Origin of the sequence: Nonomuraea mangrovi (assembly GCF_042681425.1) — a bacterium.
Classification (GTDB): domain Bacteria; phylum Actinomycetota; class Actinomycetes; order Streptosporangiales; family Streptosporangiaceae; genus Nonomuraea; species Nonomuraea mangrovi.
The window spans coordinates 132,294-158,184 of sequence record NZ_JBHUFV010000041.1 but is presented as its reverse complement, the minus strand read 5'-3'; the positions used below and the strand labels follow the sequence as shown (position 1 = coordinate 158,184).

The 25,891-nt window shown below is 71.5% G+C and carries 23 protein-coding genes and 1 pseudogene; 14 read left to right on the top strand and 10 right to left on the bottom strand.

The window, feature by feature from the left end; genetic code table 11:
- Positions 1–8: 8 nt before the first annotated feature.
- Positions 9–815: pseudogene (locus ACFSKW_RS54950) on the bottom strand (CBM35 domain-containing protein); the annotation flags it as partial.
- A 182-nt stretch (positions 816–997) separates the two neighbouring features.
- On the opposite strand from ACFSKW_RS54950, the gene ACFSKW_RS27925 reads away from it, so the two are divergent.
- On the top strand, positions 998–2,191 hold the full coding sequence (locus ACFSKW_RS27925; RefSeq protein WP_379575423.1) for an amidohydrolase family protein: 1,194 nt from the start codon (positions 998–1,000) through the stop codon (positions 2,189–2,191).
- Positions 2,192–2,230: 39 nt separating this feature from the next.
- Here the strand turns inward: ACFSKW_RS27925 and ACFSKW_RS27920 are convergent, their stop codons facing one another.
- On the bottom strand, positions 2,231–2,719 hold the full coding sequence (locus ACFSKW_RS27920; protein ID WP_379575422.1) for a MarR family winged helix-turn-helix transcriptional regulator: 489 nt from the start codon (positions 2,717–2,719) through the stop codon (positions 2,231–2,233).
- Between the two features lie 145 nt (positions 2,720–2,864).
- On the opposite strand from ACFSKW_RS27920, the gene ACFSKW_RS27915 reads away from it, so the two are divergent.
- From ACFSKW_RS27915 to ACFSKW_RS27905, 3 genes are all read left to right on the top strand, one after another.
- Positions 2,865–4,070 carry a serine hydrolase domain-containing protein gene (locus ACFSKW_RS27915; RefSeq protein ID WP_379575421.1) on the top strand — a complete coding sequence of 402 codons (1,206 nt, stop codon included), beginning with the start codon at positions 2,865–2,867 and terminating at the stop codon, positions 4,068–4,070.
- Positions 4,071–4,127: 57 nt separating this feature from the next.
- A complete protein-coding gene (leuE, locus tag ACFSKW_RS27910; protein ID WP_379575420.1) occupies positions 4,128–4,784 on the top strand; it encodes a leucine efflux protein LeuE in 657 nt (218 codons plus the stop codon).
- Between the two features lie 269 nt (positions 4,785–5,053).
- Complete coding sequence (locus ACFSKW_RS27905) at positions 5,054–5,683, top strand: VC0807 family protein (protein WP_379575419.1); 630 nt, start codon at positions 5,054–5,056, stop codon at positions 5,681–5,683.
- Here the strand turns inward: ACFSKW_RS27905 and ACFSKW_RS27900 are convergent.
- Both ACFSKW_RS27900 and ACFSKW_RS27895 read right to left on the bottom strand, forming a co-directional pair.
- The gene (locus ACFSKW_RS27900) at positions 5,591–6,580 is read right to left on the bottom strand and encodes a hypothetical protein (RefSeq protein WP_379575418.1); all 990 of its coding nucleotides are present in this window, start codon (positions 6,578–6,580) and stop codon (positions 5,591–5,593) included. The genes ACFSKW_RS27905 and ACFSKW_RS27900 overlap by 93 nt on opposite strands.
- Before the next feature lie 35 nt (positions 6,581–6,615).
- Positions 6,616–7,791 carry a sensor histidine kinase gene (locus ACFSKW_RS27895; protein ID WP_379575417.1) on the bottom strand — a complete coding sequence of 392 codons (1,176 nt, stop codon included), beginning with the start codon at positions 7,789–7,791 and terminating at the stop codon, positions 6,616–6,618.
- A gap of 342 nt (positions 7,792–8,133) precedes the next feature.
- On the opposite strand from ACFSKW_RS27895, the gene ACFSKW_RS27890 reads away from it, so the two are divergent.
- From ACFSKW_RS27890 to ACFSKW_RS27850, 9 genes are all read left to right on the top strand, one after another.
- Complete coding sequence (locus ACFSKW_RS27890) at positions 8,134–8,766, top strand: DedA family protein (RefSeq protein ID WP_379575416.1); 633 nt, start codon at positions 8,134–8,136, stop codon at positions 8,764–8,766.
- Between the two features lie 76 nt (positions 8,767–8,842).
- Positions 8,843–9,652, top strand: a complete 810-nt coding sequence (locus tag ACFSKW_RS27885; RefSeq protein WP_379575415.1) for a DMT family transporter — start codon at positions 8,843–8,845, stop codon at positions 9,650–9,652.
- 19 nt (positions 9,653–9,671) lie between these two features.
- Positions 9,672–10,886, top strand: a complete 1,215-nt coding sequence (locus ACFSKW_RS27880; protein WP_379575414.1) for a glycosyltransferase — start codon at positions 9,672–9,674, stop codon at positions 10,884–10,886.
- On the top strand, positions 10,883–11,548 hold the full coding sequence (locus ACFSKW_RS27875) for a DUF998 domain-containing protein (protein WP_379575413.1): 666 nt from the start codon (positions 10,883–10,885) through the stop codon (positions 11,546–11,548). The genes ACFSKW_RS27880 and ACFSKW_RS27875 overlap by 4 nt, the downstream gene beginning before the upstream one ends.
- Positions 11,549–11,591: 43 nt before the next feature.
- Positions 11,592–12,296 (top strand): ArsR/SmtB family transcription factor, encoded by a 705-nt coding sequence (locus tag ACFSKW_RS27870; RefSeq protein WP_379575412.1) that lies wholly within the window; start codon positions 11,592–11,594, stop codon positions 12,294–12,296.
- Positions 12,297–12,317: 21 nt separating this feature from the next.
- Positions 12,318–13,133, top strand: coding sequence for a hypothetical protein (locus ACFSKW_RS27865; protein ID WP_379575411.1), 816 nt, complete (start codon positions 12,318–12,320; stop codon positions 13,131–13,133).
- Positions 13,130–13,861, top strand: coding sequence for an isocitrate lyase/PEP mutase family protein (locus ACFSKW_RS27860; RefSeq protein WP_379575410.1), 732 nt, complete (start codon positions 13,130–13,132; stop codon positions 13,859–13,861). The genes ACFSKW_RS27865 and ACFSKW_RS27860 overlap by 4 nt, the downstream gene beginning before the upstream one ends.
- Before the next feature lie 7 nt (positions 13,862–13,868).
- Positions 13,869–16,754, top strand: a complete 2,886-nt coding sequence (locus ACFSKW_RS27855) for an AfsR/SARP family transcriptional regulator (RefSeq protein ID WP_379575409.1) — start codon at positions 13,869–13,871, stop codon at positions 16,752–16,754.
- Positions 16,755–16,784: 30 nt separating this feature from the next.
- Complete coding sequence (locus ACFSKW_RS27850; RefSeq protein WP_379575408.1) at positions 16,785–18,272, top strand: MFS transporter; 1,488 nt, start codon at positions 16,785–16,787, stop codon at positions 18,270–18,272.
- Here ACFSKW_RS27850 and ACFSKW_RS27845 read toward each other — a convergent pair.
- Positions 18,259–19,494 (bottom strand): MFS transporter, encoded by a 1,236-nt coding sequence (locus ACFSKW_RS27845; protein ID WP_379575407.1) that lies wholly within the window; start codon positions 19,492–19,494, stop codon positions 18,259–18,261. The genes ACFSKW_RS27850 and ACFSKW_RS27845 overlap by 14 nt on opposite strands.
- A gap of 154 nt (positions 19,495–19,648) precedes the next feature.
- On the opposite strand from ACFSKW_RS27845, the gene ACFSKW_RS27840 reads away from it, so the two are divergent.
- Complete coding sequence (locus ACFSKW_RS27840; RefSeq protein WP_379575406.1) at positions 19,649–20,569, top strand: alpha/beta hydrolase; 921 nt, start codon at positions 19,649–19,651, stop codon at positions 20,567–20,569.
- Here the strand turns inward: ACFSKW_RS27840 and ACFSKW_RS27835 are convergent.
- From ACFSKW_RS27835 to ACFSKW_RS27815, 5 genes are all read right to left on the bottom strand, one after another.
- Positions 20,556–21,473 (bottom strand): serine hydrolase, encoded by a 918-nt coding sequence (locus ACFSKW_RS27835; protein WP_379575405.1) that lies wholly within the window; start codon positions 21,471–21,473, stop codon positions 20,556–20,558. The genes ACFSKW_RS27840 and ACFSKW_RS27835 overlap by 14 nt on opposite strands.
- Before the next feature lie 52 nt (positions 21,474–21,525).
- Positions 21,526–22,398, bottom strand: coding sequence for an alpha/beta hydrolase (locus ACFSKW_RS27830; protein ID WP_379575404.1), 873 nt, complete (start codon positions 22,396–22,398; stop codon positions 21,526–21,528).
- A gap of 168 nt (positions 22,399–22,566) precedes the next feature.
- Positions 22,567–23,961, bottom strand: a complete 1,395-nt coding sequence (locus ACFSKW_RS27825) for an NAD(P)/FAD-dependent oxidoreductase (RefSeq protein ID WP_379575444.1) — start codon at positions 23,959–23,961, stop codon at positions 22,567–22,569.
- 296 nt (positions 23,962–24,257) lie between these two features.
- On the bottom strand, positions 24,258–25,043 hold the full coding sequence (locus ACFSKW_RS27820; RefSeq protein WP_379575403.1) for an ABC transporter permease: 786 nt from the start codon (positions 25,041–25,043) through the stop codon (positions 24,258–24,260).
- Positions 25,040–25,891, bottom strand: coding sequence for an ABC transporter permease (locus tag ACFSKW_RS27815; RefSeq protein WP_379575402.1), 852 nt, complete (start codon positions 25,889–25,891; stop codon positions 25,040–25,042). The genes ACFSKW_RS27820 and ACFSKW_RS27815 overlap by 4 nt, the downstream gene beginning before the upstream one ends.

Sequence of the window (25,891 nt, the reverse complement as noted above, 5' to 3'; positions counted from 1 at the left end):
AGATTGGGCCCGCCGTTCGCGGTCGTCGCGGTGGCGCGGACGGTGTTGGCGCCCGCGTTCAGCGCCGCGTTGACCGTGGTCTCCGCCCACGTGGTCCACGCGCCCGTGCCGGGGAAGTCCCCGTTCACGCCGGCCCCGTTGACCGCGATGGCCATGGGGCGGTTGACGGTGGTGCCGTTGGCGTAACGGAAGGTCAGCGCCGCGTTCCCCGCCGCCGCGGCGTTCACGGTGAACTCGACGTAGGAGCCCTCGACGTTGGTGTAGTCCACGAAACCGCTACCGGTGTACCCGGCGTGCTTGGTGTCGACGACGCCCTGCGAGATGATCGCGCTCTCCGCCTGGTACTCGTTCGACGGGGCGGTCACGTCGATCTCTGCGTAGTCGAGGTTGGGCCCGCCGTTGGCGGTGGTGGCGGTCGCGCGGATGGTGTTGGCGCCCGCGTTCACCGGCGCCGTGACGGTCGTCGAGGCCCACGTGGTCCAGGCCCCCGTGCCGGGGAAGTCCCTGTTCACGCCGGCCCCGTTGACCGCGATGGCCATGGGGCGGTTGACGGTGGTGCCGTTGGCGTAGCGGAGCACGATCGAGGCGGTGCCCGCCGCCGGCGCGTTCACGGTGAACTCGACGTAGGAGCCCTGGACGTTGTCGTAGTTGACGAAGCCGGTGCCGCTGAAACCGGCGTGGTTGGACTCGACCACCCCCTGGGAGACGGTGGCGCTCTCCGCCTCGTGGCGAGTGGGCGCCTGGGCGAGGGCGGGGACCGCCAACGCGGTGGTGAGGATCGCGGTCAGGGCGAGGAAGCGGATGGGTCGGAGCATCGCGTCTCCGGTTTATTAGGAAACTTAACTAACGATCAATCGGAGAATAGGTCCGACCACTTCTCCGCACAAGGCCCAATTGACTGGCGCGATCAGAAACCCTTACGGCCTTTACAAAGTAATCCTCACTCTCGCCCAAAGTGCTTTGACGTAAGATAGTTAGACGTCTTACTATCCGGTGCATGAGAACCAGGATTCGCAACACCCGAGTCTTCGACGGGCTGACGACCACCGCGCAGGCCGACGTCCTCATCGACGGGGGCCGCATCGCCGCACCCGACGACCTGCCCGCCGACGTCGAGATCGACGGCTCGGGCAAGACGCTGCTGCCCGGCCTGATCGACGCCCACACCCACGTCTTCGACGGCGACCTCGCCCAGGCGCTGCGGTTCGGCGTCACGACCGAGCTCGACATGTTCTGCCTGCCGGGCAACCTCGCCCGCCAGCGCCGCGCCGCCGCCGACCACGACGACGTGGCCGACCTGCGCAGCTCCGGCGTCCTCGCCACCGCGCCGGGCGGCCACCCCAGCCAGATCATGGACGCGCCCGGCGTGCGCGACCTCGGCGACGCGGCGGGACCGTTCGACACCGTCGCCGACGCGAGCCAGGCCAAGGGCTTCGTCGAGGCCAGGCTGGCCGAGGGCGCCGACTATCTGAAGATCGTCATCGACAACGGCCACGTGGGCGGCCTCGACCTGCCCGTTCTGTCCCCCGAGACCGTGACCGCCCTCGTCGAGGCCGGTCACGCGGCCGGACTGCAGGCCATCGCGCACGCCGTCACCACGCGGGACGCCCTCGTCGCCCTCGACGCGGGCGTCGACGGCCTGGCGCACGTCGTCACCGACCCGCTGACCGACGACCTCGCCGCCAGGATCGCCGCGCAGGGCGTGTTCGTGGTCAGCACGCTGACCTACTTCGAGGCCGTGCTGAACGATCCCAGCGGCGCCGAGCTGGTGCGCGACGAGCGGATCGGCTCGAAGCTGTCCGACCAGGCCAAGGCCGCGCTCGACCGCGACGGGAGCGTCATCCCCGTGCACCCCGACGGGGTCCGCAACGCCGTACAGGCGGTCGGGACGCTGCACAGAGCGGGAGTGGCGCTGCTGGCGGGGACCGACGCCAACCCGTGGGCGCCGTTGCACGGGGCGAGCATGCACCGCGAGGTGCTGCTGCTGACGGAGGCGGGCCTCAGCGCCGAGGAGGCGCTCGCCGCCGCCACCAGCCTCCCCGCCCGCCGCTTCGGGCTGGCCGACCGGGGCAGGATCGCGCCGGGCCTCCGCGCGGACCTGCTGCTGGTGGACGGCGACCCGACCACCGACATCACCGCCACCCGCGCCATCAGCGAGGTCTGGCGGCGCGGGGTACGGCAGGCGCGCTAGGCGCCCAGATCAGGCGCCCGGGTCACGCGCGCAGGTCGGTCAGGCGCGCAGCATTCCGCGCAGGATGGAGTTGAGCGTGTCGGCCTCCTGCTCGCCGAGCTTGGCGGCCAGCCTGGCCAGGCCGGCCGCGTGCTCGGTGAGCGTGGCGTCGATGACCTCGCGGCCCTGCTCGGTGAGCGAGACCCGGAAGCTGCGCCGGTCGGCGGGATCGAGGCTGCGTTCGACCAGCCCCGCCGCCTCCAGCCTGTCGACGCGGTTGGTCATGCCCGCGCGGGACATCATCAGCACCTCGGACAGCTCCGACGGGATCAGCGTGTACGGCGGGCCCGACCGGCGCAGCGCCGCCAGCACGTCGAACTCGCCCGGGCGCAGGCCGTGGCGCCGGAAGACCCGCTCCACCTCCGTCTCCACCAGCCGCGACACCTGGGCGAGGCGGGCGAAGACCCCCATCGCCGACAGGTCGAGATCCGGACGCTCGCGCCGCCACTGGGTGAGGATGACGTCGATCGCGTCCTGCTCGCTGCTCATGGTCCGACCTTATGGGACGCCCCATCGCCACTCGCCAGGTCGGCCGACGGTCGCGCCACTCTCGTGGGGCTTCCGGAGGGCGGTCAGTGGACGGGGCGGGACGGGGTGTCTGGACGAGGTTCCGGTTTCATGGTGAATTCAGGAGATGACGGTTCAGGGCACCTGCGACTCCCGGTTCGAGCAGGTCGCGGAGGAGTTCGAGCGCAATCTCACCGACCGCGGGGACGTGGGCGCGTCGGTGTGCGTGATCGTCGACGGCCGGACGGTCGTCGATCTGTGGGGTGGCGAGGCGGCCCCCGGTGTTCCGTGGCTCCACGACACCGTCGGTCACGTGTGGTCGTGCACCAAGGGCGCCACCGCGCTGTGCGCCCACGTGCTCGCCTCCAGAGGGGAACTCGACCTCGACGCCCCCGTCACCGCCTACTGGCCCGAGTACGGCACGCGCGGCAAGTCGGGCACGCTGGTGCGTCACCTGCTGGCCCATCAGGCGGGGCTGCCCGCGCTCAGGGACCCGCTGCCGAGCGGGGCCCTCTACGACTGGAAGCTGATGGCCGAACGGCTGGCGGGCGAGGAGCCGTTCTGGGAGCCGGGCACCAGACACGGCTACCACGCGCTGACCTTCGGCTTCCTCGTCGGAGAGGTCGTGCGCAGGGTGAGCGGCCGCTCCCTCGGGACCTTCTTCCGGGAGGAGATCGCCGAGCCTCTCGGGCTGGACTTCTGGCTCGGACTGCCCGAGGAGCAGGAGGGCAGGGTCGCGCCGACGATCCCCGCCGAACCTCCGGCCGAGCTGCCCGGCTTCTACGCCAAGGCGTTCTCGGACCCCACCTCGATCCCCGCGCTGCTGCTGGGCAACGACGGCGGGTACATGATGACCCCCGGAGAGTCGGACAGCAGGGCCGCGCACGCGGCCGAGATCGGCGCGGTCGGGGGCGTCACCAACGCGCGCGGGCTGGCCGGGATGTACCGGCCGCTGTCGCTCGGCGGCGGCGACCTGGTCAGCCAGGACCAGCTCGCCGTCATGTCGCCCGCCAGGTCGGCGAGCTCGGTGGACGCGGTCCTGCTGGTGCCGACGAGGTTCTCGCTCGGCTTCATGAAGGCCGCCGACAACGGGTATCTGCCGCCCGCCGACAGCGAGGGCGCGCTGCTGACCGAGACCGCGTTCGGGCACGCGGGCATGGGCGGCTCGGTGGGCTTCTGCGACCCTCCCGCTCGCCTGGCCTTCGCCTACACCATGAACCGCCAGGGCCCAGGGCTCGGCATCAACCCGCGCGGCCAGGCGCTCGTGGACGCCGCCTACAGGTCGACGGGGCACCGGCAGGCGCCGGGCGGCCTGTGGTACCGGCCGCTCTGACCATCTCCGGACAAACGACGCGCTACTGTGAAACGACTCGTTTGAGCAGGAGCGACCATGTTCTTCGGCGTGACCGACATCTGGACGTACGTGGCAGGAGCCTTCTTCATCATCCTGCTGCCCGGACCCAACTCCCTCTACGTCCTCGCCCTCGCCGCCCAGCGCGGCGTGCGTGAGGGGTACAAGGCGGCGGCGGGCGTCTTCGTCGGCGACACCGTCCTCATGGTGCTGGCGGCGGCGGGCGCCGCGTCGCTGCTGCGCTCCAACCCGGTGCTGTTCACGATCGTGAAGTACGCCGGGGCGGGCTACCTGGCGTGGATCGGCTTCCAGATGATCAGGGGCGCGTGGAAGGCGTGGCGGTCCCCCGACCTGGCCCATGCTCCGGCGAACGCGCTGGTGGACGAGCGCGGCGCGCATCCTTTCAGGAAGGCGCTGACGATCAGCCTGCTGAACCCGAAGGCGATCCTGTTCTTCGTCTCCTTCTTCATCCAGTTCGTGGATCCCTCCTACGGGGCCCCCGTGGTCTCCTTCGTGATCCTGGGGTCGATCATCCAGGTGTTCAGCGCGCTGTACCTGTCGGCGCTGATCTTCGGGGGGACCTTCCTCGCCGGGCAGTTCCGCGCCAGGAGGAAGCTGTCGGCGACGCTCACCTCAGGAGTCGGCGCGCTCTTCCTCGGCTTCGGCGCCAAGCTCGCCACGGCCAGCCTGGGTTGACGGGCGGTCCGCCCCGCGGGGGCCGCTGTCACCCAACGGGCCTATCTGGACGTATGTGACGAATCATGACATTCGACCACGCCATGATCAACAAGTGCCGAATGTGCACAATCTGACAGTGGCATCCGCGAACGTCAGGTACGGTAAGCCACCGGTGCGTCCCTGCGCTCCGGGAGAACCGTCCCGTAATCCCGACGGCAGCGTCCGCTGATGCCTGGTACCGCCATCTCTGGGTAGGCGCTGTCCGTGGGCCGAACTACGGAGCAGACTTGAACCATCCCCCTGTCGTGCTGCCACGCCTGACCGCCATGGCGAAGCAGGCCGTCCCACGCCTGCTCGAAGGCGTCGTCGCCCCGCTGGCCGTCTTCTACACCGGCCTCATGCTCCTCGGCGAGACGGGCGCCCTCATAGCGGCGGTGGCGTGGGTGTACTTCGGCGTGGGATGGCGGCTCGTCAGGAGGGTCAGGGTGCCCGCGACGATGTTCCTCGCCGCGGTCGCGATCACCGCACGCGCGCTGGTCGCGCTGTGGACCGGCAACAACGCCGTCTTCTTCCTGACGCCCGAGTTCGGGACCATCTGCATCAGCATGATCTTCCTCGCCTCGGTCAGGTTGAACAGGCCGATGGTCCAGAAGCTCACCCTCGACTACATCCACCTTCCCCAGGCGGTGCTCAAGCACGAGCGGATGCGCAGGTTCTTCGCCAGGATCACCCTGCTGTGGGCGTTCGTGCTCCTGGCCAACTCCACGGTGAGCATCTGGCTGTTCCTCAACGAGTCCATCGGCGCCTACATGCTGCTGCGCACCTCAGCGGTGGCCGCCATCAGCGGGCTCGCGATCACCTTCTCGCTGTGGGCCTTCAAGCGCGTCCTTCACCGCCTCCACCACGCCCCCGCCTGACCTCTCGATCAGCAGGAACGCTCCGCCGAGTCCCAGCACCAGGCCGGTCAGCATCGAGAACAGCTCCACCAGGTTGGGCGCGACCATCGGCGTCTTCGAGGCCAGCGGGCCCGCGGTCACGACGATGATCATCCTGTAGAGGCCCCACGCGAACAGGTAGCCGCTGCCCATCCACGCCAAGGCCACCGCCCACGGCGCGTGCCCGCGCAGCAGGCGCAGGTAGGCCACGGCGCCCCCGATGACGAGCACCGCCGCGACGGCCTGCGTGATGACGCCGGGCAGGTTCCGGGCGGCCACCACCGCCGGGTCCAGACCCGCCGTGCCGCCGAAGGCCCAGTACAGGTTCGCGCCGCCCACGATCGCGGCCACCAGCAGGCTGCCGCGCCCCACCGCGTGCTGGAACGGCACGGCCGTCCGCCCGGCGCCCCGGGAGAAGACCCACGGCCACCTGTCGCGGGCGTAGAGGACGAAGGCGACGGTCAGCCCGATCCCCTGCAGCGAGAATCCACCGTAGACGGCCAGGTAGACCCAGCCCTCCAGCATGCCGCCGCCGAAGAAGACCCCTGGGCCCTGGATCAGCAGCGTCAGCGACAGCGCGATGAGGATCTGCGACAGCAGCGCGATGCCGACCCAGATGGGGAGCAGCACCAGCCACGCGGGCAGGCGCATCCCCCATCGCGTGGTGAAGGCCAGCGCGAGGCAGAGGCCCACGAGGTCCATGCCGAAGGTCATGGCGTTCAGCCCGACCATCGTGCCCGAGTTCATCAGCGAGGGGTCCAGCACGCCGACCATGTGGCCGGTCAGCCAGAGGATCTTGATGGTGAGGTAGGGCAGGGTGACGGCCATCGCCACGACCGCGGCGGTGATCCTGCCGATGCCTGCCTGGGGAACGTCCATGCCGACGAATCTGCCCGTCACGGACGGGGGCCGCCTCACGCGTCGTGGGGATCCGGCTCCCCCGCGTGGGGGATAACGACCAGTTCGAAGCCGTCGCCCACCGGGCCGGCCGTCATCGTGCCGCCGGCCAGCCGAACCCGCTCGCGCAGGCCGGTCAGCCCCATGCCGCCCGGGAGCGCGGTGGACCCGCCGCGGGCGGCGCCGTTGCGCACCGAGATCCGTTCGGGCGCGATCGCGACCCGCACCCACGCTCCTGGGGCGTGTTTGGCGGCGTTCGTCAGCCCCTCCTGGACCACCCTGTGCGCCAGCGCGGGCACGGGTGCGGGCGCCATCTCCACGCTGACCTCCATCCCCGATTCCCTGGCCCGCTCGACCAGGGCGGTGACGTCCTCGTCCACGGGGGCGAGCGGCGCGGGCTCGATGTCGTCGCGGAGCAGCCCGACGATCTGCCGCAGCCGTTCCGTGGCCTCCGACGCCGCCACCCGCAGCTCGCCGGCGGCCTTGGCCTGGGCGGGCGTGAGGCCCCGCGCGATCTCGAGCCCGGCGGCCCGCACCGCGATCAGGGCCAGGTCGTGCCCGAGCGAGTCGTGCATGTCGTGCGCGATGCGGGTGCGCTCGCGCAGCCTGGCCTGCGCGGCCACCGACTGCTGCGCCCGCTCGCGCTGCTGGAGCAGCCGCCGCCTGAGCGCTCCCAGCAGGTACGGCACGACGTAGAAGCCGAGCAGCGCCGAGACCATCGTGAACCAGTCCCGCAGGTGCGCCCCCTTGGCCAGCACGACCCCCACGCCGACCATGGCGGCCAGGCCCAGGACGGCCACCGCGGGCCAGATCCGCGCGAGCCTGCGCCCGGTCAGGTAGGCGTACCAGATCACGGCGGGCGTGGTGGGCGTCAGCGGGAAGATCTTCACCGCGAGCAGCGACAGCGGCCACGCCTGATCGCCCGTGGCCTGGCCCCCGCTGAAGTCCCAGCCCACCGTGGCGAGCCCCTCACGGAAGTCCCACGGCCCCACCGGCAGCAGGATCACGACCGCGGCGAGCGGCCACGGCCTGCCCACCGCGATCGCCAGCCCGAGCAGCAGGACCCGCCCGCCCGTCACGAAGAGGAAACGCGAGGGGTCGACGAACGGGTCGGGGCCCGACGCGGCGGCCAGGACGGACATGACGAGCCACAGAAGCACGTCGTAGAGCAGGTGGCGGGGTCGGCGGCGCATGCGGGAGACGCTATCGGGCCATCCCTGATCACCGCCCCTGCCGAAAGTCAGGGGTACCGCTCGCCGTAACGAAAACGGTGGTGCCTGCACCACCCGCGACCTCAACCCTCGCACCAGTGTGTGCGAGCTCCTTCCCAGGTTGGATCGACGGACATGACGAAAGTAGGGGGTCGTGCGTACCGATCGTCCGATGTGGGCGGACCTGCGTGATCCCTAGGTTCGAGGAGGTAGATCCCTGAGATTTCCAGGGGACGGCCGGGGTTCGTCCGGGGGCTCATCCCCGATGTCGCCGGGCTGATCCGCCGCCACTCTGAGAGAACTCCTCCACAGACCGGAGCGCACATGTCCCACGCAATTCTCGACCTGCTCGGCCAGGTGATGACCTCACCGTGGTTGTACGTCGCGCTGTTCGCGCTGGCGATGCTCGACGGGTTCTTCCCCATCGTGCCCGCCGAGACGGCGGTCATCACCGCGGGTGTGTTCGCCGCCTCCACGGGCGACCCGAACCTGTGGCTGGTGATGGCCGTCGCCGCGCTCGGCGCCTTCGCCGGTGACCACATCTCCTACTTCATCGGCAGCAAGGCGGGCAGGCGGCTGAAGGGCAAGAAGGCCTACGCATGGGCGCAGCAGGCACTCGCCGAGCGTGGCGGCCTGTTGCTCGTCGTGGCCCGCTACATCCCAGGCGGCAGGACCGCGGCCACCCTGACCATGGGCGGCGTCCGCTATCCGCGCAGGTCGTTCGCGTTCTTCGACGCCATCGCGGCCGGGTCGTGGGCGGTCTACTCGGCCCTGATCGGCTTCTTCGGCGGCATGGCCTTCGAGAACGACCCGCTCAAGGGCCTGCTGCTCGGCCTCGGCATCGCGGTGTCGATCACCGCGATCGTCGAGCTCGTCCGCTGGCTGCGCAAGAGGCGTTCACAGGGTTCTCACAGAGCGCTCGTCGTGGCCGCACAGGGCGCCGAAGGAGACTCCTGACTGTTCGCCCCCATGTCCCTGAGCGGAGATCTCTCGGACATCTCCACATGTCTTCATCCAGGTGAAAGGAGTGCGCATGACTGTGCTGGCCGCGGCCGTGGCCCTGTTCGGCTCGTTGTTCTTCGCACTCGGCGCCGCTCTCCAGCAGTTCGAGGCGGCGGGCGCGGGCTCGGCCAAGCCGAGCCTGCTGGCCCTGCTCAAGAAGCCCCGCTGGCTGCTCGGCGGGGTGTCGATCACCGCGGGCGGGGGACTGCACATCCTGGCCCTCGGCCTCGGCCCGCTGACCGTCGTCCAGCCGATGGGCGTGGCCAGCCTGCTGTTCGCCCTGCCGATCGCGGCCGGGCTGCACGGGCGCCGGCCCTCCCGCAAGGAGCTGGCCGCGGCGGCCACGGTCGCCATCGGCCTGATCGGGCTGGTACTGCTGGTCCCCCCGCACGAGGGTCCCACGCACCTCAGCCCCAACGGGGCCGTCACGCTGCTCGCGGTCGCGGGCGTCGCGGCGGTCCTGCTGTGGGCGGGTGCGCGGGTCGCCTCCCCCGCGGGGCGGGCCGCGCTCCTGGCCACCAGCGCGGGCGTGCTGTACGGCGCGACCGCGACCCTCATGCGCGTCCTGGTCGACGGGTCGTGGAACTGGTGGTACCTGCTGGCCCTTCCCGTCCCCGCCCTGCTCGCCCTCATGCTCCTGCAGCGGGCCTACGCCGTCGGCCACTTCGGCGTGTCCTTCGCCTCCCTGCAGATCGCCGACCCCCTGACCGCTGTCGCCTTCGGCGCCCTCCTGCTCGGCGAGCCCCTCCCCCAGGGCGTCGTCCCGATCGCGGCCGCCGCGCTCACGGCGGCGGGCACGATCGCGCTCGCACGCACCACCCCCCTCGAATCGCGTACCTAACTCGTAGGAGTCCCCCACCATGGCCATGCCGCTCATCTCCGCGGAGTCCGCCCGCCCGGCGCTCGAGCCGGTGCCCACCAGGCCCCGCCGCGTCCTGATCTCGACCGACACCTACCCACCCGACGTGAACGGCGCCGCCTACTTCACCCACCGGCTGGCCACGGGCCTGGCCGAACGCGGCAACGACGTCCACGTGATCTGCCAGTCGGACGAGGGCCCCGCCAAGGCCTCGGTGGAGGACGGCGTGGTCGTCCACCGGCTGCGCTCGGCGCCGCTGCTGGTGCACCCGACGATGCGGGTGACGGTCCCGACCAGGCTCGACCGCCTGGTGAGGGCCATCCAGCCCGACGTGCTGCACACGCAGGGGCACTTCGTGGTCGGCAGGGCGGCGATGGCCGCCGCGCGCAGGAACGGCGTGCCGGTCGTGGCGACCAACCACTTCATGCCCGACAACCTCTTCCAGTTCGCGCACATCCCGGCCAAGCTGCGGGAGAAGGCGGGCAGGCTGGCCTGGCGCGACTTCAGCAGGATCTTCTCCCGCGCCGACCACGTCACGACCCCCACTCCGCTGGCCGCGGGGCTGCTGGCCGGCCAGGGCTTCGCGCGCGAGGTGGAGCCGGTCTCCTGCGGCATCGACCTGACCAGGTTCCATCCGCGCGCCGAGCCGAAGTCCTGGGCGCGCAAGGCGTTCGGCCTGCCGGACCGCGAGACGATCCTGTTCGTCGGCCGGCTCGACGAGGAGAAGCGCATCGACGAGCTGGTCAGGGCGCTGCCCCATGTCCTGAACCGGACCGACGCGCAGGTGGCGCTGGTCGGCAAGGGCAACCAGCGGGCGGACCTGGAGCAACTGGCCAGGAAGATCGGCGTCGGCGACCGGGTGTTCTTCCTCGGGTTCGTGCCCGACGAGGCGATGCCGCAGGCGTTCGCCGCCGCCGACGTGTTCGCCATGCCGGGCGTCGCCGAGCTGCAGAGCATCGCGACGCTGGAGGCCATGGCCAGCGGGCTGCCGGTCGTCGCGGCGAACGCCATGGCGCTCCCGCACCTGGTGGAGGACAACGGCTACCTGTTCGAACCCGGCGACGTGATCGAGCTCGCGCGGCACCTGACCGCGCTGCTGACCGACACGGGCCTGCGGGCCAGGGCGGGCAAGGCCAGCCGCGAGCTGGCGCTGACCCACGACCACCAGGTCTCGCTGGCGCGCTTCGAGGAGATCTACGGCGAGGTCGCCCGATGATCCTGGTGGCTCCTCTGGTCGCGTCGCTGGTATGCCTGGCGGCGCTGGCCTACGCGCACCTGGTGCTGCCCCCGCAGCCGCTGGTCAGCGACTACGCGCTGGTTCCCGGCGGGACGCCCCTGGTCGTGGTCGGCATGCTGGCGCTGGCCTCCGGCTGCGTGTTCCTCGCCTACGGCCTGGCCGTACGCGACCCCGCCCGCACCGCCGCGACCAGGATGCTGCTGATCGCCGCGGCAGGGGGCCTGATGCTGAGCGCGGTCTTCCCCACGGACCCCGGCATGGCCAAGTCCCTGTCGGGTGAGGTGCACCGGTGGGCCTCGGCGGCGGTGTTCACCTCGCTGCCCGTGGCGGGATGGACGCTGGCCCGCGGTCGCGCCGCCCTCCCCCGCTGGAACCTGGTCAGGTCGCTGGCCATGACCTCCGTCGTCGTCCTGGCCTTCTACCTGGCCGCCCATCCCGCGGCGCTCACCTCTCCGCTGATCGGCGGCGAGGCCTACTACGGGCTGCTCGAGCGGGCCGTGATCGTGGCCGAGGTCGTCCTGGTGGTCACCATGGGCATGGCCGCCTCTCTCGACTTCCGTCTCCCCGTCGATCTGCCCGTGGCCCCGCGGGAGACCCGCATCGCCACGACCGCGCCCGCCGACCGGGCGAAGGCCGCGTGAAGGTTCGGCGGGAGCCGAACCTTCACGGGCCTACCGTAGAGGCATGTCAGCTCAAGGTCTCGCCTCGTTCGCGGCCCTCATGGCCGACCCGACCAGGGCGGCGTTCTGCCTGGCCCTGCTCGACGGGCGGGCGTGGACGGCGGGCGAACTCGCGAAGGCGGCCAAGGTCGCCCCGTCCACCGCCAGCGAGCACCTCAGCAAGATGGTCGAGGGCGGCCTGCTCACCGAGGAACGGCAGGGCAGGCACCGCTACGTGCGGCTTGCCGACGCGGCCACCGCGCAACTCGTCGAGGACCTCGCCGCACACGTCAACCCCACCGCTTTCGCCGCCTCCCCGACGACGCTCAGGGCGGCCAGCGCGTCGGCCGCCATGGCCAGGGCGCGCACCTGCTACGACCACCTCGCGGGACGTCTCGGCGTCGCCGTCACCGACGCCCTGCTGTCCCACGGTGTGCTGGAACCGGGGTTCTCGCTGAGCCCGTCGGGCGCCGACTGGTTCGCCCGGCTCGGGATCGCGCTGGAGGCCAGCCGTACGCGGCCGATGGCCAGGCCGTGCCTCGACTGGACCGAGCGCCGCCCCCACCTCGCCGGTACGGCGGGCGCCGCGCTGTGCCGCCACGCCTTCGAGGCCGGATGGGTCACCAGGATCGGCGGCCAGCGGGCGCTCATGGTGACCGACGACGGCCTGGCCTGTCTGTCCACGCTGCTGGAGATCCCCGCCGGCACCCTTCGGCCGCTGCCGAACTGACCGTGGCCTAGCGTCGGTTCCATGCGCATCACCGGTCACGCGGAAGTCCGCGCCCTCCTGTCGGACCCCTCGTACGTCCCGCCGTCCCCTCCTCCAGGGGCCGCCTACGGCACGCTGGGGTGGCTGCGCTCGCAGGTCTCCCGCTTCGCCTCGGGCCCCGTCCACGCCGAACGCCGCGCCCTGGTGGAGGAGCGCCTGTCGCGCCTCGATCCCGCCGCGCTCCGCGTCGCCGCCGCCGCGACCACCCGCGCCCTCCTGGCCGCCGCTCCCGAAGGACGCCGGAACGCCTCCCCGCCGTCCCCCGAGGCGCCCTCCGAGCAGGCAGCGGCCACCGCCGACCAGGAGGCCACCGGCGACCTGGGCGGCCGCGTCCTCGCCCACGGGGTGCCCGCCAGGGTTCTCGGGGCCGCTCTCGGCATCCGCGACCTCGACGCCCTCGTACCCGCCGTCGAGACCGCGGCCACCGACTACCTGTCGGGCGCCGGCGATCCCGGATGCGACGCGGCGGTCGCGCGTCTGCTCACCCTCACCGGCGTCCCCGAGATCACCATCCTGCTGCAGGCCCACGGCGCCACCACCGCCCTCCTGCGCAACGCGCTCGCCGGGCCCCGCGCCACCGGCAGCGAGCCCGGTACGGCGGAGGGCCTCCTGCGCGACACCCTGCGCCACGACCCGCCCGTCCAGGCCACCAAGCGGGTCGACGGCACGGGCGCGGTCGTCGAGGTCGACCTGACGCCCGACCTCCCCTTCGGCCACGGCCCGCGCCGCTGCCCCGGCTCCGACCACGCCATGGCCATCGCCACCGGCATCCTCGAAACGATCATGGAGTCCCGATGACCTTCGCCGACCTCCACCAGCCCGGCAACCCGCTCGTCCTGCCCAACGCGTGGGACTACGGCTCGGCCGTGTTCCTCGCCGCCCGCGGCTATCGCGCCATCGGCACCACGAGCCTTGGCGTCAGCGCCGTCCACGGCAAGCCCGACGCGGCCGCCGCCACCAAGGCGGAGACCCTCGACCTCGTCGACCTGCTGAAGGGCCTGCCCGCCTACCTCACCGTGGACATCGAGAACGGCTTCGGCGACGACCCCGCGGCCATCGCCGACCTGGTCGACCTGCTGGCGAGCATGGGCGTGGCGGGCGTCAACCTGGAGGACGGCCGCGCCGACGGCACGCTGCGCCCGATCGCCGAGCAGACCCGCATCCTGGAGGCGATCACGGGCAGGGGCGTGTTCGTCAACGCCCGCACCGACACCCTGTGGCTCGCGACCGGCGACGACACCATCGAGCGGGTGCGCGCCTACAGCGCCACGGGCGCCGACGGGATCTTCGTCCCCGGTGCGAGCGACCTGGGCACGATCGCGAACATCGTCGAGAGCACCCCTCTGCCGCTGAACGTGCTCTACGGCCTGCCCGTCGAGGAGCTCGCGGGCGTGGGCGTCGCACGGATCAGCACGGGCTCCCTGCTCTACCGCGCCGCGCTGCAGGGCGCGCTGGCCGTCCTCGACAAGAACGCGGCGCTGCCCACCTACGCGGAGATAGCCGGGCTCCTGCCCCAGCCGCGATAATCGAGGTATGCGCTTCGAGATCCTCGGTCCCGCCCGGGTGCGCGACGCGGAAGGGCGGCCGGTCGCTCTCGGCGGCCCCAGGGTCCGGGCGCTGCTGGTGCTGCTGGCCGTGGACGCCGGCCGGATCGTCACCCAGGATCAGCTGATCGACGGCCTCTACGGCGCCGAGCCTCCCGAGACGGCCGCCAACGCGCTGCAGTCCCAGGTCTCCAGGCTGCGCAGGGCACTGGGCAGGGAACTGATCGAGTTCCATCCCGCCGGCTACCGGCTCGCGGCCGACGCGGCCGACGTCGACGCGCACCGCTTCGAACTCCTGACGGCCGAAGGGCGCGAGGCCATGCGCGCGGGGGACCCCGCGCGTGCGGCCACGGTGCTCAAGGAGGCGCTCGGCCTGTGGAGGGGCGCCCCGCTGGCCGACGCGCCGTACGCCGAGGCCGCTGCGGCCAGGCTGGCCGAGCTGCGCCTGTCCGCCGTCGAGGACCGGGTCCAGGCCGAGCTGGAGCTCGGGGCGCACCGCGAGCTCGCGGCGGAGCTGCGCGAGCTGGTCGCCGCGCACCCGTTGCGCGAGCGCCTGCGCGCCCAGCTGATGCGGGCCCTGTACGGCAGCGGCCGCCAGGCCGAGGCGCTGGCCGCCTACGAGGAGGGCCGCAGGATCCTCGACGACGAGCTCGGCGTCACGCCGGGTGGCGAGCTGGCCGCCGCCCACCTCGCGGTGCTGCGCGGCGACCCCTCGCTCGGCCCCGCGCACCGCCCGCCCGACGCGGCGGTGTCACGCCAGGGGCTGCGCGCGCAGCTGACCAGCTTCGTGGGCCGCGCCGAGGATCTGGAGCGGGTCCAGGCGCTGCTGGAGGAGGCGCGGCTGGTCACGCTCATCGGCCCAGGAGGAGCGGGCAAGACCAGGCTGGCGGCCGAGGCGGCCGCGGTCGCGCCGCGCGACGTGTGCTTCGTCGAACTGGCCCCGATCTCCGACGAGACGGGCCTGGCGCAGGCTGTCGTGAGCGCGCTCGGCCTGCGCGACTCCCTGCACGCGCCCGACCCGTTCGCCGTGGACGCCACGGCCAGGCTGGTCGCGGCGCTGGCCGAGCGCAGGCTGCTGCTCGTCCTCGACAACTGCGAGCACCTGGTCGGCGCGGCCGCCGCGCTGGCCGACAGGCTGCTGGCCGCCTGCCCCCACCTGCGGCTGATGATCACCAGCCGCGAGGCTCTCGGCATCACCGGCGAGTCGATCTTCCCGGTCTCGCCGCTGCGCCTGCCGCCTCCAGGCGGGCCGGGCGCGCTCGAGTATCCGGCGGTGCGGCTGTTCGCCGACAGGGCGGCCGCGGTCAGGCCCGGGTTCACCCTCGACGACGAGGGCCATGTCGTCCGCATCTGCAGGGCGCTCGACGGGCTGCCGCTGGCGATCGAGCTGGCCGCGGCCAGGCTGCGATCCCTGCCGGTGGCCGAGGTCGCAGCGCGGCTCGACGACCGGTTCAGGCTGCTGGCGCGCGGCAGCCGTACGGCGCTGCCACGGCACCAGACGCTGCGCGCGGTCGTCGCGTGGAGCTGGGACCTGCTCGACGCCGACGAGCAGGCGATGGCCAGGCGGCTGACGGTGTTCGTCGGCGGCGCGACGCTGGAGGCGGCCGAGCGGGTGTGCGCGCTGCCCGAGGAGTTGCTGACCTCGCTGGTGGAGAAGTCCCTGGTGGAGGTGGTCGACGGGCGCTACCGCATGCTGGAGACGATCAGGGCGTTCTGCGTGGAGCGGCTGGCGGAGGCGGGTGAGGTCGAGGCGCTCAGGAGGGCCCACGCCGCCTACTACCTCGACCTGGCCGTCGCGGCCGACCCGCACCTGCGCAGGGCCGAGCAGCTGGAGTGGCTGGCGCTGCTGGACGAGGAGCGCGACGACCTCCACGCCGCGCTGCGCTGGTCGGCCTTCGACGGCGACACCGGCACCGCGCTCACACTGGTGAGCAGCCTCGGCTGCTACTGGTGGTTGAGGGGCAGGAGGGCCGAGAGCGCGGCCATGGCCGCCGAGGTGCTGGGCGGGGTCGAGGCCGACTCCTCCGAGGAGTACGCCATGTGCGCGCTGGTCGCCGCCTGGGCCGACTACGGCAAGGTGGATATCGGGCCGCTGCGCTACGCCGGGGACACGCCGTTCAGGTGGGAGTTCCTGAACGTGATGGTGCCGATGTTCCACGGCCCGCCCGACGACTACGACATGGTCGCGAGCATGACGGCCGAGGCCATCGAGACGCTGTCGCCGTGGATGAGGGGGCTGAGCCACGCGGGGCTCGCCTACATCCAGCAGAGCCGCGGCAGGCCGGAGCAGGCATGGGCGCACTTCGAGGACTGCCTGGCGGCCTTCCGCGCGCTCGGGGAGCGGTGGGGCAGCACGCTGGCGCTGTCGGGAATGGCCGACCTGGCCTACCAGGACGGTGACTACGCGGCCTCCGTCGAGCTCTCCGCACAGGCCGAGTCACTCGCCATGGAGCTGGGGGCCGTCGAGGACCTGGCCGACTACGGCTGCCGCAAGGCCGACGCCGTCGTCCACCTGGGCGACCTCGGGGAGGCCGAATGGCAGTACCTGCGCGTGGTGGAGCTGGCGACGCGCACCGGCGCGCGCGAGACCCTGGCACGCGCGCATCTGGGGCTCGCCACGGTGGCCAGGATCCGCGGCGACCTGCGGGAGGCCAAGGAGCTGATGGAGCAGGCGCTGCAGGAGTGCCCCGCCACCTGGTACAGCGCCGAGGAGACCAGGATGCGCATCATGCTGGGCGTGGGCGAGGTGGCGGCTGCCCTGGGCGATCACGACACCGCCCGCCGCCGGTACACCGAGGTCCTGACCGCCGTCAGCGACACCAACCTGCCACTGGCCGCCATCGCGGAGGGAGCGCTGTCAGCGCTCGGTGAGTGAGCGGTCAGCGTCCGCGGCGAGGCTGCCGCCATGAACGTCAAATGGGGAAGCCTCGCCATCGCCTGCCTGGCCCAGCTGCTGCTGGCCATCGACCTGACCGTCCTGCACCTGGCGCTGCCCAAGCTGACCACCGACCTGAACCCGACCGTCACCGAGCAGTTGTGGATCGGCGACATGTACGGCTTCGCGCTGGCCGGACTGCTGATCACCATGGGCAATCTCGGCGACAGGATCGGCCGCAAGAAGCTGCTGCTGATCGGATCGGTCGCGTTCGGCCTCGCCTCGGCCGTCACCGCCTACGCGCCGAACGCCGAGCTGCTGATCGCGGCCAGGGCGCTGCTCGGCGTCGCGGGCGCCACGATCATGCCGTCCACGCTGTCGATCATCCGCAACGTGTTCACCGACCCGGCCGAGCGGACCATGGCCGTCGGCATCTGGGGCGGCATGGGCGCGGCGGGCTTCGCGCTCGGCCCGATCGTCGGCGGACTGCTGCTGACGTCGTTCTGGTGGGGTTCGGTCTTCCTGATCAACCTGCCTGTCATGGCGCTGGTGCTGGTCGGCGGCATCCTCGTGCTGCCCGAGTCGCGCAACCCCGCGTCCACGGCGATCGACCTGGTCAGCGTGGTGCTGTCGATCCTGGGTGTGGTGGCGGCCGTCTACACGCTCAAGAGCTGGGTCATCGACGGTTTCGCCGCCGATGTCGCCCTCTCCTCGGCGGTGGCCGTCGTGGCGCTCGGCCTGTTCGGATGGCGGCAGACCCGGCTGGCCGTACCGCTGGTGGACCTGCGGCTCTTCCGCCATCGGGCGTTCTCGGGCGCGGTGGGCGCCAATCTGTTCGCGATCTTCGGCATGATCGCGCTCAACCTGATCTTCGCGCAGTACATGCAGTTCGTGCTCGGCTGGACGCCGCTGCAGGCCGGCCTCGCCTCCCTGCCCGGCGGCCTGGCGGGCGCGGTCGGCGGCGCGCTGGCCGCCAAGCTGGTCATGCTGTGGGGCCGCAACGCCGTCGTCTCGCTCGGCCTGCTGTTCTCGGCCGCCTCCTTCGCCGTCTACAGCCAGGCGGACGCCGCCACGACCTTCGGCTACCTGCTCGTCGGGATGGTGATCGGCGGGCTCGGCGTCGGGTTCACGTTCGCCGTCACCAACGACACGATCCTGGCCGCGGTGCCCAAGGAGCGGGCGGGGGCCGCGGCCGCGCTGTCCGAGACCGCGTTCGAGCTGGGCGGCTCGCTCGGCATCGCGGTGCTCGGCAGCCTCCTGGCCGGCGCCTACCGCGATGGCCTTGAGGTGCCCGCGGGACTGCCGCCCCAGGTGGCCGACAGCCTCGGCGGCGCGCTCAGCGTGGCCGACCGGGTGCCGCCCTCTGTCATCGCGGCCGCCAAGCTCGCCTTCGTCGAGGCGCTCCAGTTCACCGCGCTCGCCACGAGCGTCCTGCTGGCCGTGCTGGCGCTGGCCGCCTTCCGGGCGCTGCGCGGCGTTCCCAAGGTCATCCCCGAGGACGTCCTCACCCGCGCGTGACGCCTTGGGCGGTCATCGGCCCGGCGCCCGCCGTCACGGGCTCGGGCTCGGGGCGGAGGCTGGGCAGGCGGAGCAGGATGAGCAGCGTGACCAGGCCCGTCATGAGTGGGGGCACCACGAAGGCGAGCGTCGGGCCGAAGCGGTCGACGAGCTGGCCGGCGACCGACGCCCCCGTCGCGAGCCCGAGGCCGATCGCGCCCGTCAGCCAGGTGAACGCCTCGGTCCGCACCTCGGCGGGTGTCAGCCCTTCGATGAGGGTGTAGCCGGTGATGATGACCGGCGCGATCACCAGCCCCGCCAGTGCAGCCGCGCCGAAAAGGAGGGGGACGGTGCCGGCGAACATCAGCGCGCTGGTCGCCGCGGCCAGCAGGCCGAGCCCCCAGGCCAGGCGGGTGGCGGCGGAGACGCGCCAGCGGACGGCGCCGTACAGCAGGCCGCCGACGACGCTGGCGCCGGAGAAGGCGGCGTAGACGGGACCCGCGACGGCGGGAACGCCCAGCTGGGCGGTGAAGGAGGTGATGCCCACCTGCATGCTGCCGAAGACCGACCCCATCGCGAGGAAGCCGAGCGCGAGCACCGCGACGCCGCGCAGCCGCAGGACGCCCCTCGTCGAGCGCACCTTGACCGGCATCGGCTCGGGCGCGCCGATCCGGACGGTGGCGAAGACCACGGTCCCCGCGAGGATGAGCACGAGCGCGACCAGCAGTGCCACGACGGGCGTGAAGCCGGTGGACAGCAGCACGAGCAGGACGGGCGCGAGCGTGAACGTCAGCTCGTCGGTGATCGACTCGACGGCGAAGGCGGTGCCCAGCCTGCCCGAGCCGCCGAGCAGATACGACCAGCGCGCCCGCACCATGGCGCCGACCTGCGGAACTGAGGCGCCCGCGAGCCCGGCGGTGAGCACCAGCAGCGGCGCGGAGGCGTGCGAGGCGGCCAGCGCCAGGAGCGTGCCGAGGGCGAGGGCGTGCACCGTGACCTGGGGAAGCAGCACGCGCGGCTGGCCGTACCTGTCGGCGAGGCGGCCGGTCTGGGGTCCCACGACGGCCTGCGAGATCGCGGCGGCGGCCGAGGCCACACCCGCCGCGCCGTACGAGCCGGTGGACCACTGCACCAGCAGCAGGATGCCGATCTGCATCATCGCGTACGGCAGGCGCGCGACGAGCGCGGGTGCCAGGAACCGCCAGGCGCCGGGCGTGGCGAGCACGTTCAGGTAGGACTGCATGAGTGGTCTCCGTCCAGGTCATGACGGAGAACCCCCTGCGAGGCACACCGCCGTGGTGGGCTTCGACCGGGGTAGATACCGCTCGGAGCGGCCGCCGTGCGGTCTGCCAAAGAACAACGCGACAAAACCACATTTTATGTCACATCATCGGTACATGGTCGTCGAAGAGCGTCCCGGCGGCAGCCTGGGCTCGCGGCTGGTGCCGTTGCTTGCCCGCCTGTTCGTCTATCCGCTGCTGGCCTGGACGCCGTTCGGGCTGATGCGGTTCGCCGCGGTCATCGACCTGATGGCCGTGGTGCTCAGGCCGCCCCGCGGCACCAGGACCGCGAGGGTGCGGGGGCTCGGCTGCGCGGCGGAGTGGGTCACGGCGAAGGGCGTGGACCACCGCACCGGCCGGCGTGCCGGCCGGGTGATCCTCTACTTCCACGGCGGCGGCTTCGTGCTGTGCGGGCTGCGCACGCACAGGCGGCTGGTCGCCAGACTCTCCGGAGCGGCGGGCGCGCCCGTGCTCTCGGTCGCCTACCGCAAGCCTCCCGGCGTTCCGTTCACCGACACGGTCGAGGACTGTGTGGCGGCCTACCGGTGGCTGCTGGCCAGGGGCCACGCGGCGGGCGACATCGTGATCGCGGGCGACTCGGCGGGCGGATACCTCGGCTTCCTCACCCCGCTGCGCGCCGTCGCCGAGGGGCTGCCGCGTCCCGCCGGGATCGTGGCGCTGTCGCCGTTCATCGATCTGGACCACGCGGCCAGGCCGGGCAAGGACCCCTACCTGCCGGTGTCGCGGCTGCCCGCGCTCGGCGGCCTGCTGTGGCCCGGCATCCTGCCGACCGACCCGCTCTGGGGGCCCGCGCACGCCGACCTGTCGGTGCTGCCGCCCGTCCTCATCCAGGCCGGGTCGAGAGAGGTGCTTCGCTCCGACGCCGAACTGATGGCCGCGGCGCTGGACCGGGCGGGCGTGCCGTGCCGCCTGCAGATCTGGCACGGCCAGGTGCACGCCTTCCAGGTCTTCGCCGACCTGGCCAGGGAGGGCATGGCCGCCATCGGGGAGGCAGGCGCCTTCGTCAGGACCGTCTAGGGCCGCGCAGCCACTGCGGCTCCTTCAGGCAGCGCCGCACCCGCGCGGGGTCCAGCGCGCCGAGCCGCTCCCCCATCAGCCTGGCCACCCCCTCGATCGCCACGATCCCGCTGCCGTGGCTGGGCTGCTGATCCGTCTGCACGGCCAGCAGCAGGTCCCTGCCGGGCCCGTGAACCCGGCCGTAGCTGGTCACCGCCCAGGTGTTGTGGACGAAGGGCCTGGGCGTCCAGCCGTTCTTGAGCGCCACCTTGTCGCCGGGCCTGGCCGCGGCGCTGATCCCCCACGCCTGGTCGTGCTGCACCCGTTCCATGAGCCGCAGCACCTGCGTCCTGTCGCTCTGCCGCAGCCCGGGGCCGCCGCGCACGAGCGCCTCCATGAGTTTGAGCCGGTCGGCGGGGCTGGTGTTCGTGCCGCCCCAGTACTTGCTCGGCCCCGGCGTCGTCTCGCGCAGCCCGAGGCGGCCGTAGAGCCCGCTCAGGCCGCCACCGCCGCCGACCCGCCACCACAGCGCGTCCGCGGCGTTGTTGTCGCTCTCCGTGATCATGCGCTCGGCCAGCTCGCTCTCCTCCGGGGAGAGGCGGTGCCTGCGGGACAGCAGCGCGGTGAGGATGTCGACCTTGGCGCCACTCGCGGTGATCATGTCGTGCTGGTGCTCGCCGTAGCCGAACCTGATGCCCGTGAGCAGGTCGTGGGCCATGAACACGACCCGGCCCGGCTGCCGCGCGAGGAAGCGCCTGACGTCGGTCCTGAGCGCGCCCCGGGCGGCGTCGGCGGCCTTCCTGTCCTTGTAGGTCTCCATGCACGGGCCGGGCTGTGCCAGCTTCATCGGCGCCAGCCGTGCCACGGGCACCTGCGCCGAGGCACAGCCCGCGACCAGCAGCAAGACCGGCAGCGCCGCGCGCATCTCCCCACCCCCGCACCGAACACGGGGGAGTATCCGACCCTTTCCCGCTAGATCATCGCGTGACACCAGTGTCGAGGTGCTCGTTCATGAACTCCGCGGTCGCCTCGACCGCCTGGGTGACGTACGGCTCGGCGTCGTAGAGGTCGACGTGCCGCCTGGCGTCCAGCCACACGAGCCGCTTGGGCTGCCCCATCCGCTTGTAGGCCTCCTCGGCCCCCTCCGGCGAGCAGAACCGGTCGACGACGCCGTGCACGACCAGGCCGGGGCGCGGAGAGAGGAAGTCGGCGCCCATCATGTTGTCCATGGTGACCAGCTCGCGGATGCTGGCCACACTCACCCTGTTCCTCCAGTGCGGCGAGGCGGTGCCGCCGTAGTAGGCGTACGGCTCCTCGCCCGGCATGGCCGCGTCGCCGTCCTCGGCCACGGCGGGCAGGTACTCCACAGGGCCGCCCTGGTCCTGCCGTTCGAGCACCTGTGTGAGCCCGGGCAGGACGGCCTCGAAGTGCCTGCCGTAGGGGTTGTTGTAGGCGCCCGCGATACCGGCGAACGCCTTCACTCTGGGGTCGAACGCGGCGAACCTGAGCGCGTATCCGCCGCCGAGGCAGATGCCGACCGCGCCGATCCGCTCGGGGTCGACCTCCGGCCTGCTCCTCAGCAGCGACACGGCGGCCCTGAGGTCGGCCAGCTTGCCCTGCCAGTCCTCGTGCTGCCGGGGCCGGCCGCCCGACTCGCCCCAGTTGCGGTGGTCGAAGGCCAGCGTGACGTACCCGTGGGCGGTGAGCCGCTCCGCGTACAGGCCGGTCACCTGGTCGCGGACGCCGGTGAAGGGGCCAGTGAAGACGAGGGCGGGATGCGGCCCCTCGCCCTCGGGGATGCGCACGTCGCCGACGAGCGTGATCCCGTCAACCTCGAACTCGACTCTCATGCGTTCAGTCTCGCCCGATCGGGGACCGGCCCGCACCCGGCCGCCGCCGGACTCCGGCCGGGGTTTCCCGAAGAAGCGAACACCGTACAGGCCGCCCCGAAGAACCCCGGCCGAAGCCGACGGGACCCGACCCGCCGGACTTCGGGGTTTTCTGGGATCACTTCGAGGTCAGGAGTCGAAGCCGAGGCCCATCCTGTCGAGGGTCCGCAGCCACAGGTTGCGGCGTCCCTGGTGCAGATCCGCCTGGGCGATCGACCACCGGGTGAACTGGATCACCCCCGACCGCACGGGCTCGGGAGGGAACGGGACCGGCTTCTCGCGCACCATCGCCAGCTCGGTCCGCTCGGTGCGCTCCCCCGACAGCAGGTCGAGCATCACGTTCGCGCCGAACCTGGTCGCCCCGACGCCCATGCCGGTGTATCCGACCGCGTAGGCGAGACGGCCGCCGTGCGCCTGACCGTAGAAGGCGCTGAAGCGGCTGCAGGTGTCGATGACGCCGCCCCACCGGTGGGTGAAGCGCAGCCCCGACAGCTGGGGGAAGGTGTCGTAGAAGTGCCCTGCCAGCTTGACGAAGGTCTCGTCTCGCTGCTCGTACTCCGGCTTGAGCTGCCCGCCGTTGTAGTAGACGGCGTCGTAGCCGCCCCACAGGATGCGGTTGTCGTCGGTGAGCCGGTAGTAGTGGAACTGGTTGGCCGAGTCGCCGACGCCCTGCCTGTTGCGCCATCCGACGGAGGCGAGCTGGGCCTCCGACATCGGCTCGGTCATCAGGGCGTAGTCGTAGACCGGCACGAGGAAGTGCTTGAGCCGCTTCAGCAGGGGAGGGAAGACGCCCGTGCCGAGCGCGACCTTGCCCGCCTTCGCCGTGCCGTACGGCGTGCGCAGCTCGATCGTGACGCCGTTGTCTGCCAGCGACCTGACAGGGCTGCGCTCGTAGATGCGAACGCCGACCTTGAGGCAGGCCTCGCGCAGGCCCCACGCCAGCCTCGCGGGGTCGACCATCGCGCAGCCGCTGCGCTCCCACAGACCACCGAGGTAGGTGGGCGAGTTGACCTCGGCCCTGACCTGCTGCTGGTCCATCGGAACGTAGTCGAGCCCGAGGTCCTGGATGAGGTCGAGGTGCTCGGACAGGTCGTCGAGCTGCCATGGCTCGGTGGCGACGTGCAGCTCTCCTGTGCGTTCGAACGAGCAGTCGACGCCGTAGCGGGCGAGCGTCTGCTCGATCTCGTCGAGGTTCTCGACGCCCATGCGCTCGAGGCGATCGATGTCCTGCGGCCACCTGTCGAGGCCGTTGGGCAGCCCGTGCGTCAGCGTCGCCATGCAGAAGCCGCCGTTGCGGCCGCTGGCCGCCCAGCCGATCCTGCGGCCCTCCAGCAGGACGACGTCCTGCGCGGGGTCCCTTTCCTTGGCCATCAGGGCGGTCCAGAGCCCGGAAAAGCCACCGCCGACCACGACCAGGTCGGCCTTCGTGTTGCCGATGAGCCGCTTCAGCGACTCGGGCCTGGCCGGGGTGTCCAGCCAGTACGGCTTGCGCTCCGCATCAGCAAGAGCCTTCAGCGGATCCACAAATCTCACATCCCTACGTGAGTGTTACTACTGCAATGAATTGATTGCCCGATCAGTCAGTTGATCGCGCGCGGGTTCCCCCCGCCTGAATCCGATCTCGCCTCCCTGTTCCTTGCCAAGGTCTCGCCCGGTGCCGGTGTCGGACCGCATGGCCGTACACCCGCACCCCTACCTGAGCCCGCGACGAACCTCGGGCCACGGGCCCTGTCCAGCAGGACGAGCGGGGGACGATCCCCCACCGCCTGAGGCGCATTATGCCGAAAACCCCCGCCGTGGCGGGGGATCACGGTCGCTTTCTAGGTGCGACGGCGCGCGGTCACCGAGTTGACGACGGCGATCGCGACGCCCACCGCGAAGATGAGCGTTCCCAGGATATTCACCTGTGGCGGGACACCGATGCGGGTGGCCCCCCAGATCCACAGCGGGAACGTCTGCATGGCGCCGCTGGTGAACTGGGTGATGACGAAGTCGTCGATGGACAGCGCGAAGGCGAGCAGCGCGCCCGCGATCACGCCGGGCAGGATCATCGGGAACGTGATCCGCCAGAACGTGATCCACGGCGAGGCGCCCAGGTCCCTCGCCGCCTCCTCGATGGACGGGTCGAGCCCGACCACGCGGGCCCTGACCGTGATCGCCACGAACGACACCGAGAACAGCACGTGGGCGATGAGGGCCGTCGTGAAGCCCATCTCCACGCCGTTGCTGACGAACAGCGACAGCAGCGCCGCGCCCATGACCAGCTCGGGCGAGGAGATCGCGGCGAACATGACCAGGTTCGTCGCGCCCTGCCCCTTGAACCGGTAGCGGCCCAGCGCGAGACCCATCAGGGTGCCGAGCACCGTGGTGATCAGGACGGACAGCACCGCGAGCTGCAGAGAGTTGATCACCGCCTGGGTGAGGTCGGGATACTCGTCGAGCCGTCCCCACCACTTGAGCGTGAAGCCCTGCCAGGAGACGTTCGACTTGCTCTGCGTGTCGTTGAAGCCGAATGCGATCATGACGGCGATCGGCAGGAACAGCCAGGCGATGATCACCCAGACGTAGATGAACAGCAGCCGGTCGGCGAGTGCGCGTGATCTCATCGGGCCGCCGCCTCCAGCACGTTCTCGGTGCCCAGCGCCTTGGCGTAGGCGAAGATGCCCACGAGCATGGCCGCCATCAGCGTGAACGACAGGGCCGAGGCCGTCGGATAGTTGTTGTTGACCAGGTACTGGGTCTGGATGATGTTGCCGATCATCGTGTTCTCCGGGCCGCCGAGGATGCCCGCGTTCACGTAGTCGGCCGTCATCGGCACGAAGGTCATCAGCACGCCCGCGAACACGCCCGGCAGCGACAGCGGCAGCACGATCTTGCGGAACGCCTCCCTCCGCGTGGCGTAGAGGTCCTGGGCGGCCTCGACGACCCTCGGGTCAACCCGCTCCAGGGCCACATAGATCGGAAGGATCATGAACGGCAGGTAGTTGTAGACCAGCCCGCCGACGACCGCGACCGTGGTCTGCAGCACGTGGAAGTCCTCGGACACCACACCCATGGCCTTCAACGGCTGCAGCACGATGCCCTCGTCGGCCAGCAGGAACTTCCACGACACCGTCCGCAGCACGAACGAGACGAAGAACGGCAGCAGGACCAGGAGCAGGTAGGTGGACTTCCTCGCTCCGCCCTTGAAGGCGATCCAGTAGGCGATGGGATAGGCCAGGGCGATCGAGATCACCGTACCCGCCAGGCCGTAGCCGACCGAGCGCAGGAACTGCGTCTTGTACTGCACGAGGCTGTCGGTGTAGGTGGCGAAGTGGAAGGTCTGGGTGAACCCGTCGACCACGTTACCCTCCTGGGTGGACACCGAGGCCATGAAGACCATCGGCACCACCAGGAAGATCGCAAGCCACAGCCCACCCGGCAGGATCAGCAGGTAGGGGGTGAGGCGCTTCAT

What these genes read in the sequence shown, in the direction of transcription:
- ACFSKW_RS27915 (WP_379575421.1), top strand. Translation starts at nt 2,865, where the DNA reads ATGACGGTTCAGGGCACCTGCGACTCCCGGTTCGAGCAGGTCGCGGAG.
- leuE (WP_379575420.1), top strand. Translation starts at nt 4,128, where the DNA reads ATGTTCTTCGGCGTGACCGACATCTGGACGTACGTGGCAGGAGCCTTC.
- ACFSKW_RS27880 (WP_379575414.1), top strand. Translation starts at nt 9,672, where the DNA reads ATGGCCATGCCGCTCATCTCCGCGGAGTCCGCCCGCCCGGCGCTCGAG.
- ACFSKW_RS27890 (WP_379575416.1), top strand. Translation starts at nt 8,134, where the DNA reads ATGTCCCACGCAATTCTCGACCTGCTCGGCCAGGTGATGACCTCACCG.
- ACFSKW_RS27925 (WP_379575423.1), top strand. Translation starts at nt 998, where the DNA reads ATGAGAACCAGGATTCGCAACACCCGAGTCTTCGACGGGCTGACGACC.
- ACFSKW_RS27845 (WP_379575407.1), bottom strand. Translation starts at nt 19,494, where the DNA reads ATGCAGTCCTACCTGAACGTGCTCGCCACGCCCGGCGCCTGGCGGTTC.
- ACFSKW_RS27875 (WP_379575413.1), top strand. Translation starts at nt 10,883, where the DNA reads ATGATCCTGGTGGCTCCTCTGGTCGCGTCGCTGGTATGCCTGGCGGCG.
- ACFSKW_RS27900 (WP_379575418.1), bottom strand. Translation starts at nt 6,580, where the DNA reads ATGGACGTTCCCCAGGCAGGCATCGGCAGGATCACCGCCGCGGTCGTG.
- ACFSKW_RS27870 (WP_379575412.1), top strand. Translation starts at nt 11,592, where the DNA reads ATGTCAGCTCAAGGTCTCGCCTCGTTCGCGGCCCTCATGGCCGACCCG.
- ACFSKW_RS27885 (WP_379575415.1), top strand. Translation starts at nt 8,843, where the DNA reads ATGACTGTGCTGGCCGCGGCCGTGGCCCTGTTCGGCTCGTTGTTCTTC.
- ACFSKW_RS27865 (WP_379575411.1), top strand. Translation starts at nt 12,318, where the DNA reads ATGCGCATCACCGGTCACGCGGAAGTCCGCGCCCTCCTGTCGGACCCC.
- ACFSKW_RS27850 (WP_379575408.1), top strand. Translation starts at nt 16,785, where the DNA reads ATGAACGTCAAATGGGGAAGCCTCGCCATCGCCTGCCTGGCCCAGCTG.
- ACFSKW_RS27830 (WP_379575404.1), bottom strand. Translation starts at nt 22,398, where the DNA reads ATGAGAGTCGAGTTCGAGGTTGACGGGATCACGCTCGTCGGCGACGTG.
- ACFSKW_RS27860 (WP_379575410.1), top strand. Translation starts at nt 13,130, where the DNA reads ATGACCTTCGCCGACCTCCACCAGCCCGGCAACCCGCTCGTCCTGCCC.
- ACFSKW_RS27840 (WP_379575406.1), top strand. Translation starts at nt 19,649, where the DNA reads ATGGTCGTCGAAGAGCGTCCCGGCGGCAGCCTGGGCTCGCGGCTGGTG.
- ACFSKW_RS27895 (WP_379575417.1), bottom strand. Translation starts at nt 7,791, where the DNA reads ATGCGCCGCCGACCCCGCCACCTGCTCTACGACGTGCTTCTGTGGCTC.
- ACFSKW_RS27820 (WP_379575403.1), bottom strand. Translation starts at nt 25,043, where the DNA reads ATGAGATCACGCGCACTCGCCGACCGGCTGCTGTTCATCTACGTCTGG.
- ACFSKW_RS27920 (WP_379575422.1), bottom strand. Translation starts at nt 2,719, where the DNA reads ATGAGCAGCGAGCAGGACGCGATCGACGTCATCCTCACCCAGTGGCGG.
- ACFSKW_RS27835 (WP_379575405.1), bottom strand. Translation starts at nt 21,473, where the DNA reads ATGCGCGCGGCGCTGCCGGTCTTGCTGCTGGTCGCGGGCTGTGCCTCG.
- ACFSKW_RS27815 (WP_379575402.1), bottom strand. Translation starts at nt 25,891, where the DNA reads ATGAAGCGCCTCACCCCCTACCTGCTGATCCTGCCGGGTGGGCTGTGG.
- ACFSKW_RS27855 (WP_379575409.1), top strand. Translation starts at nt 13,869, where the DNA reads ATGCGCTTCGAGATCCTCGGTCCCGCCCGGGTGCGCGACGCGGAAGGG.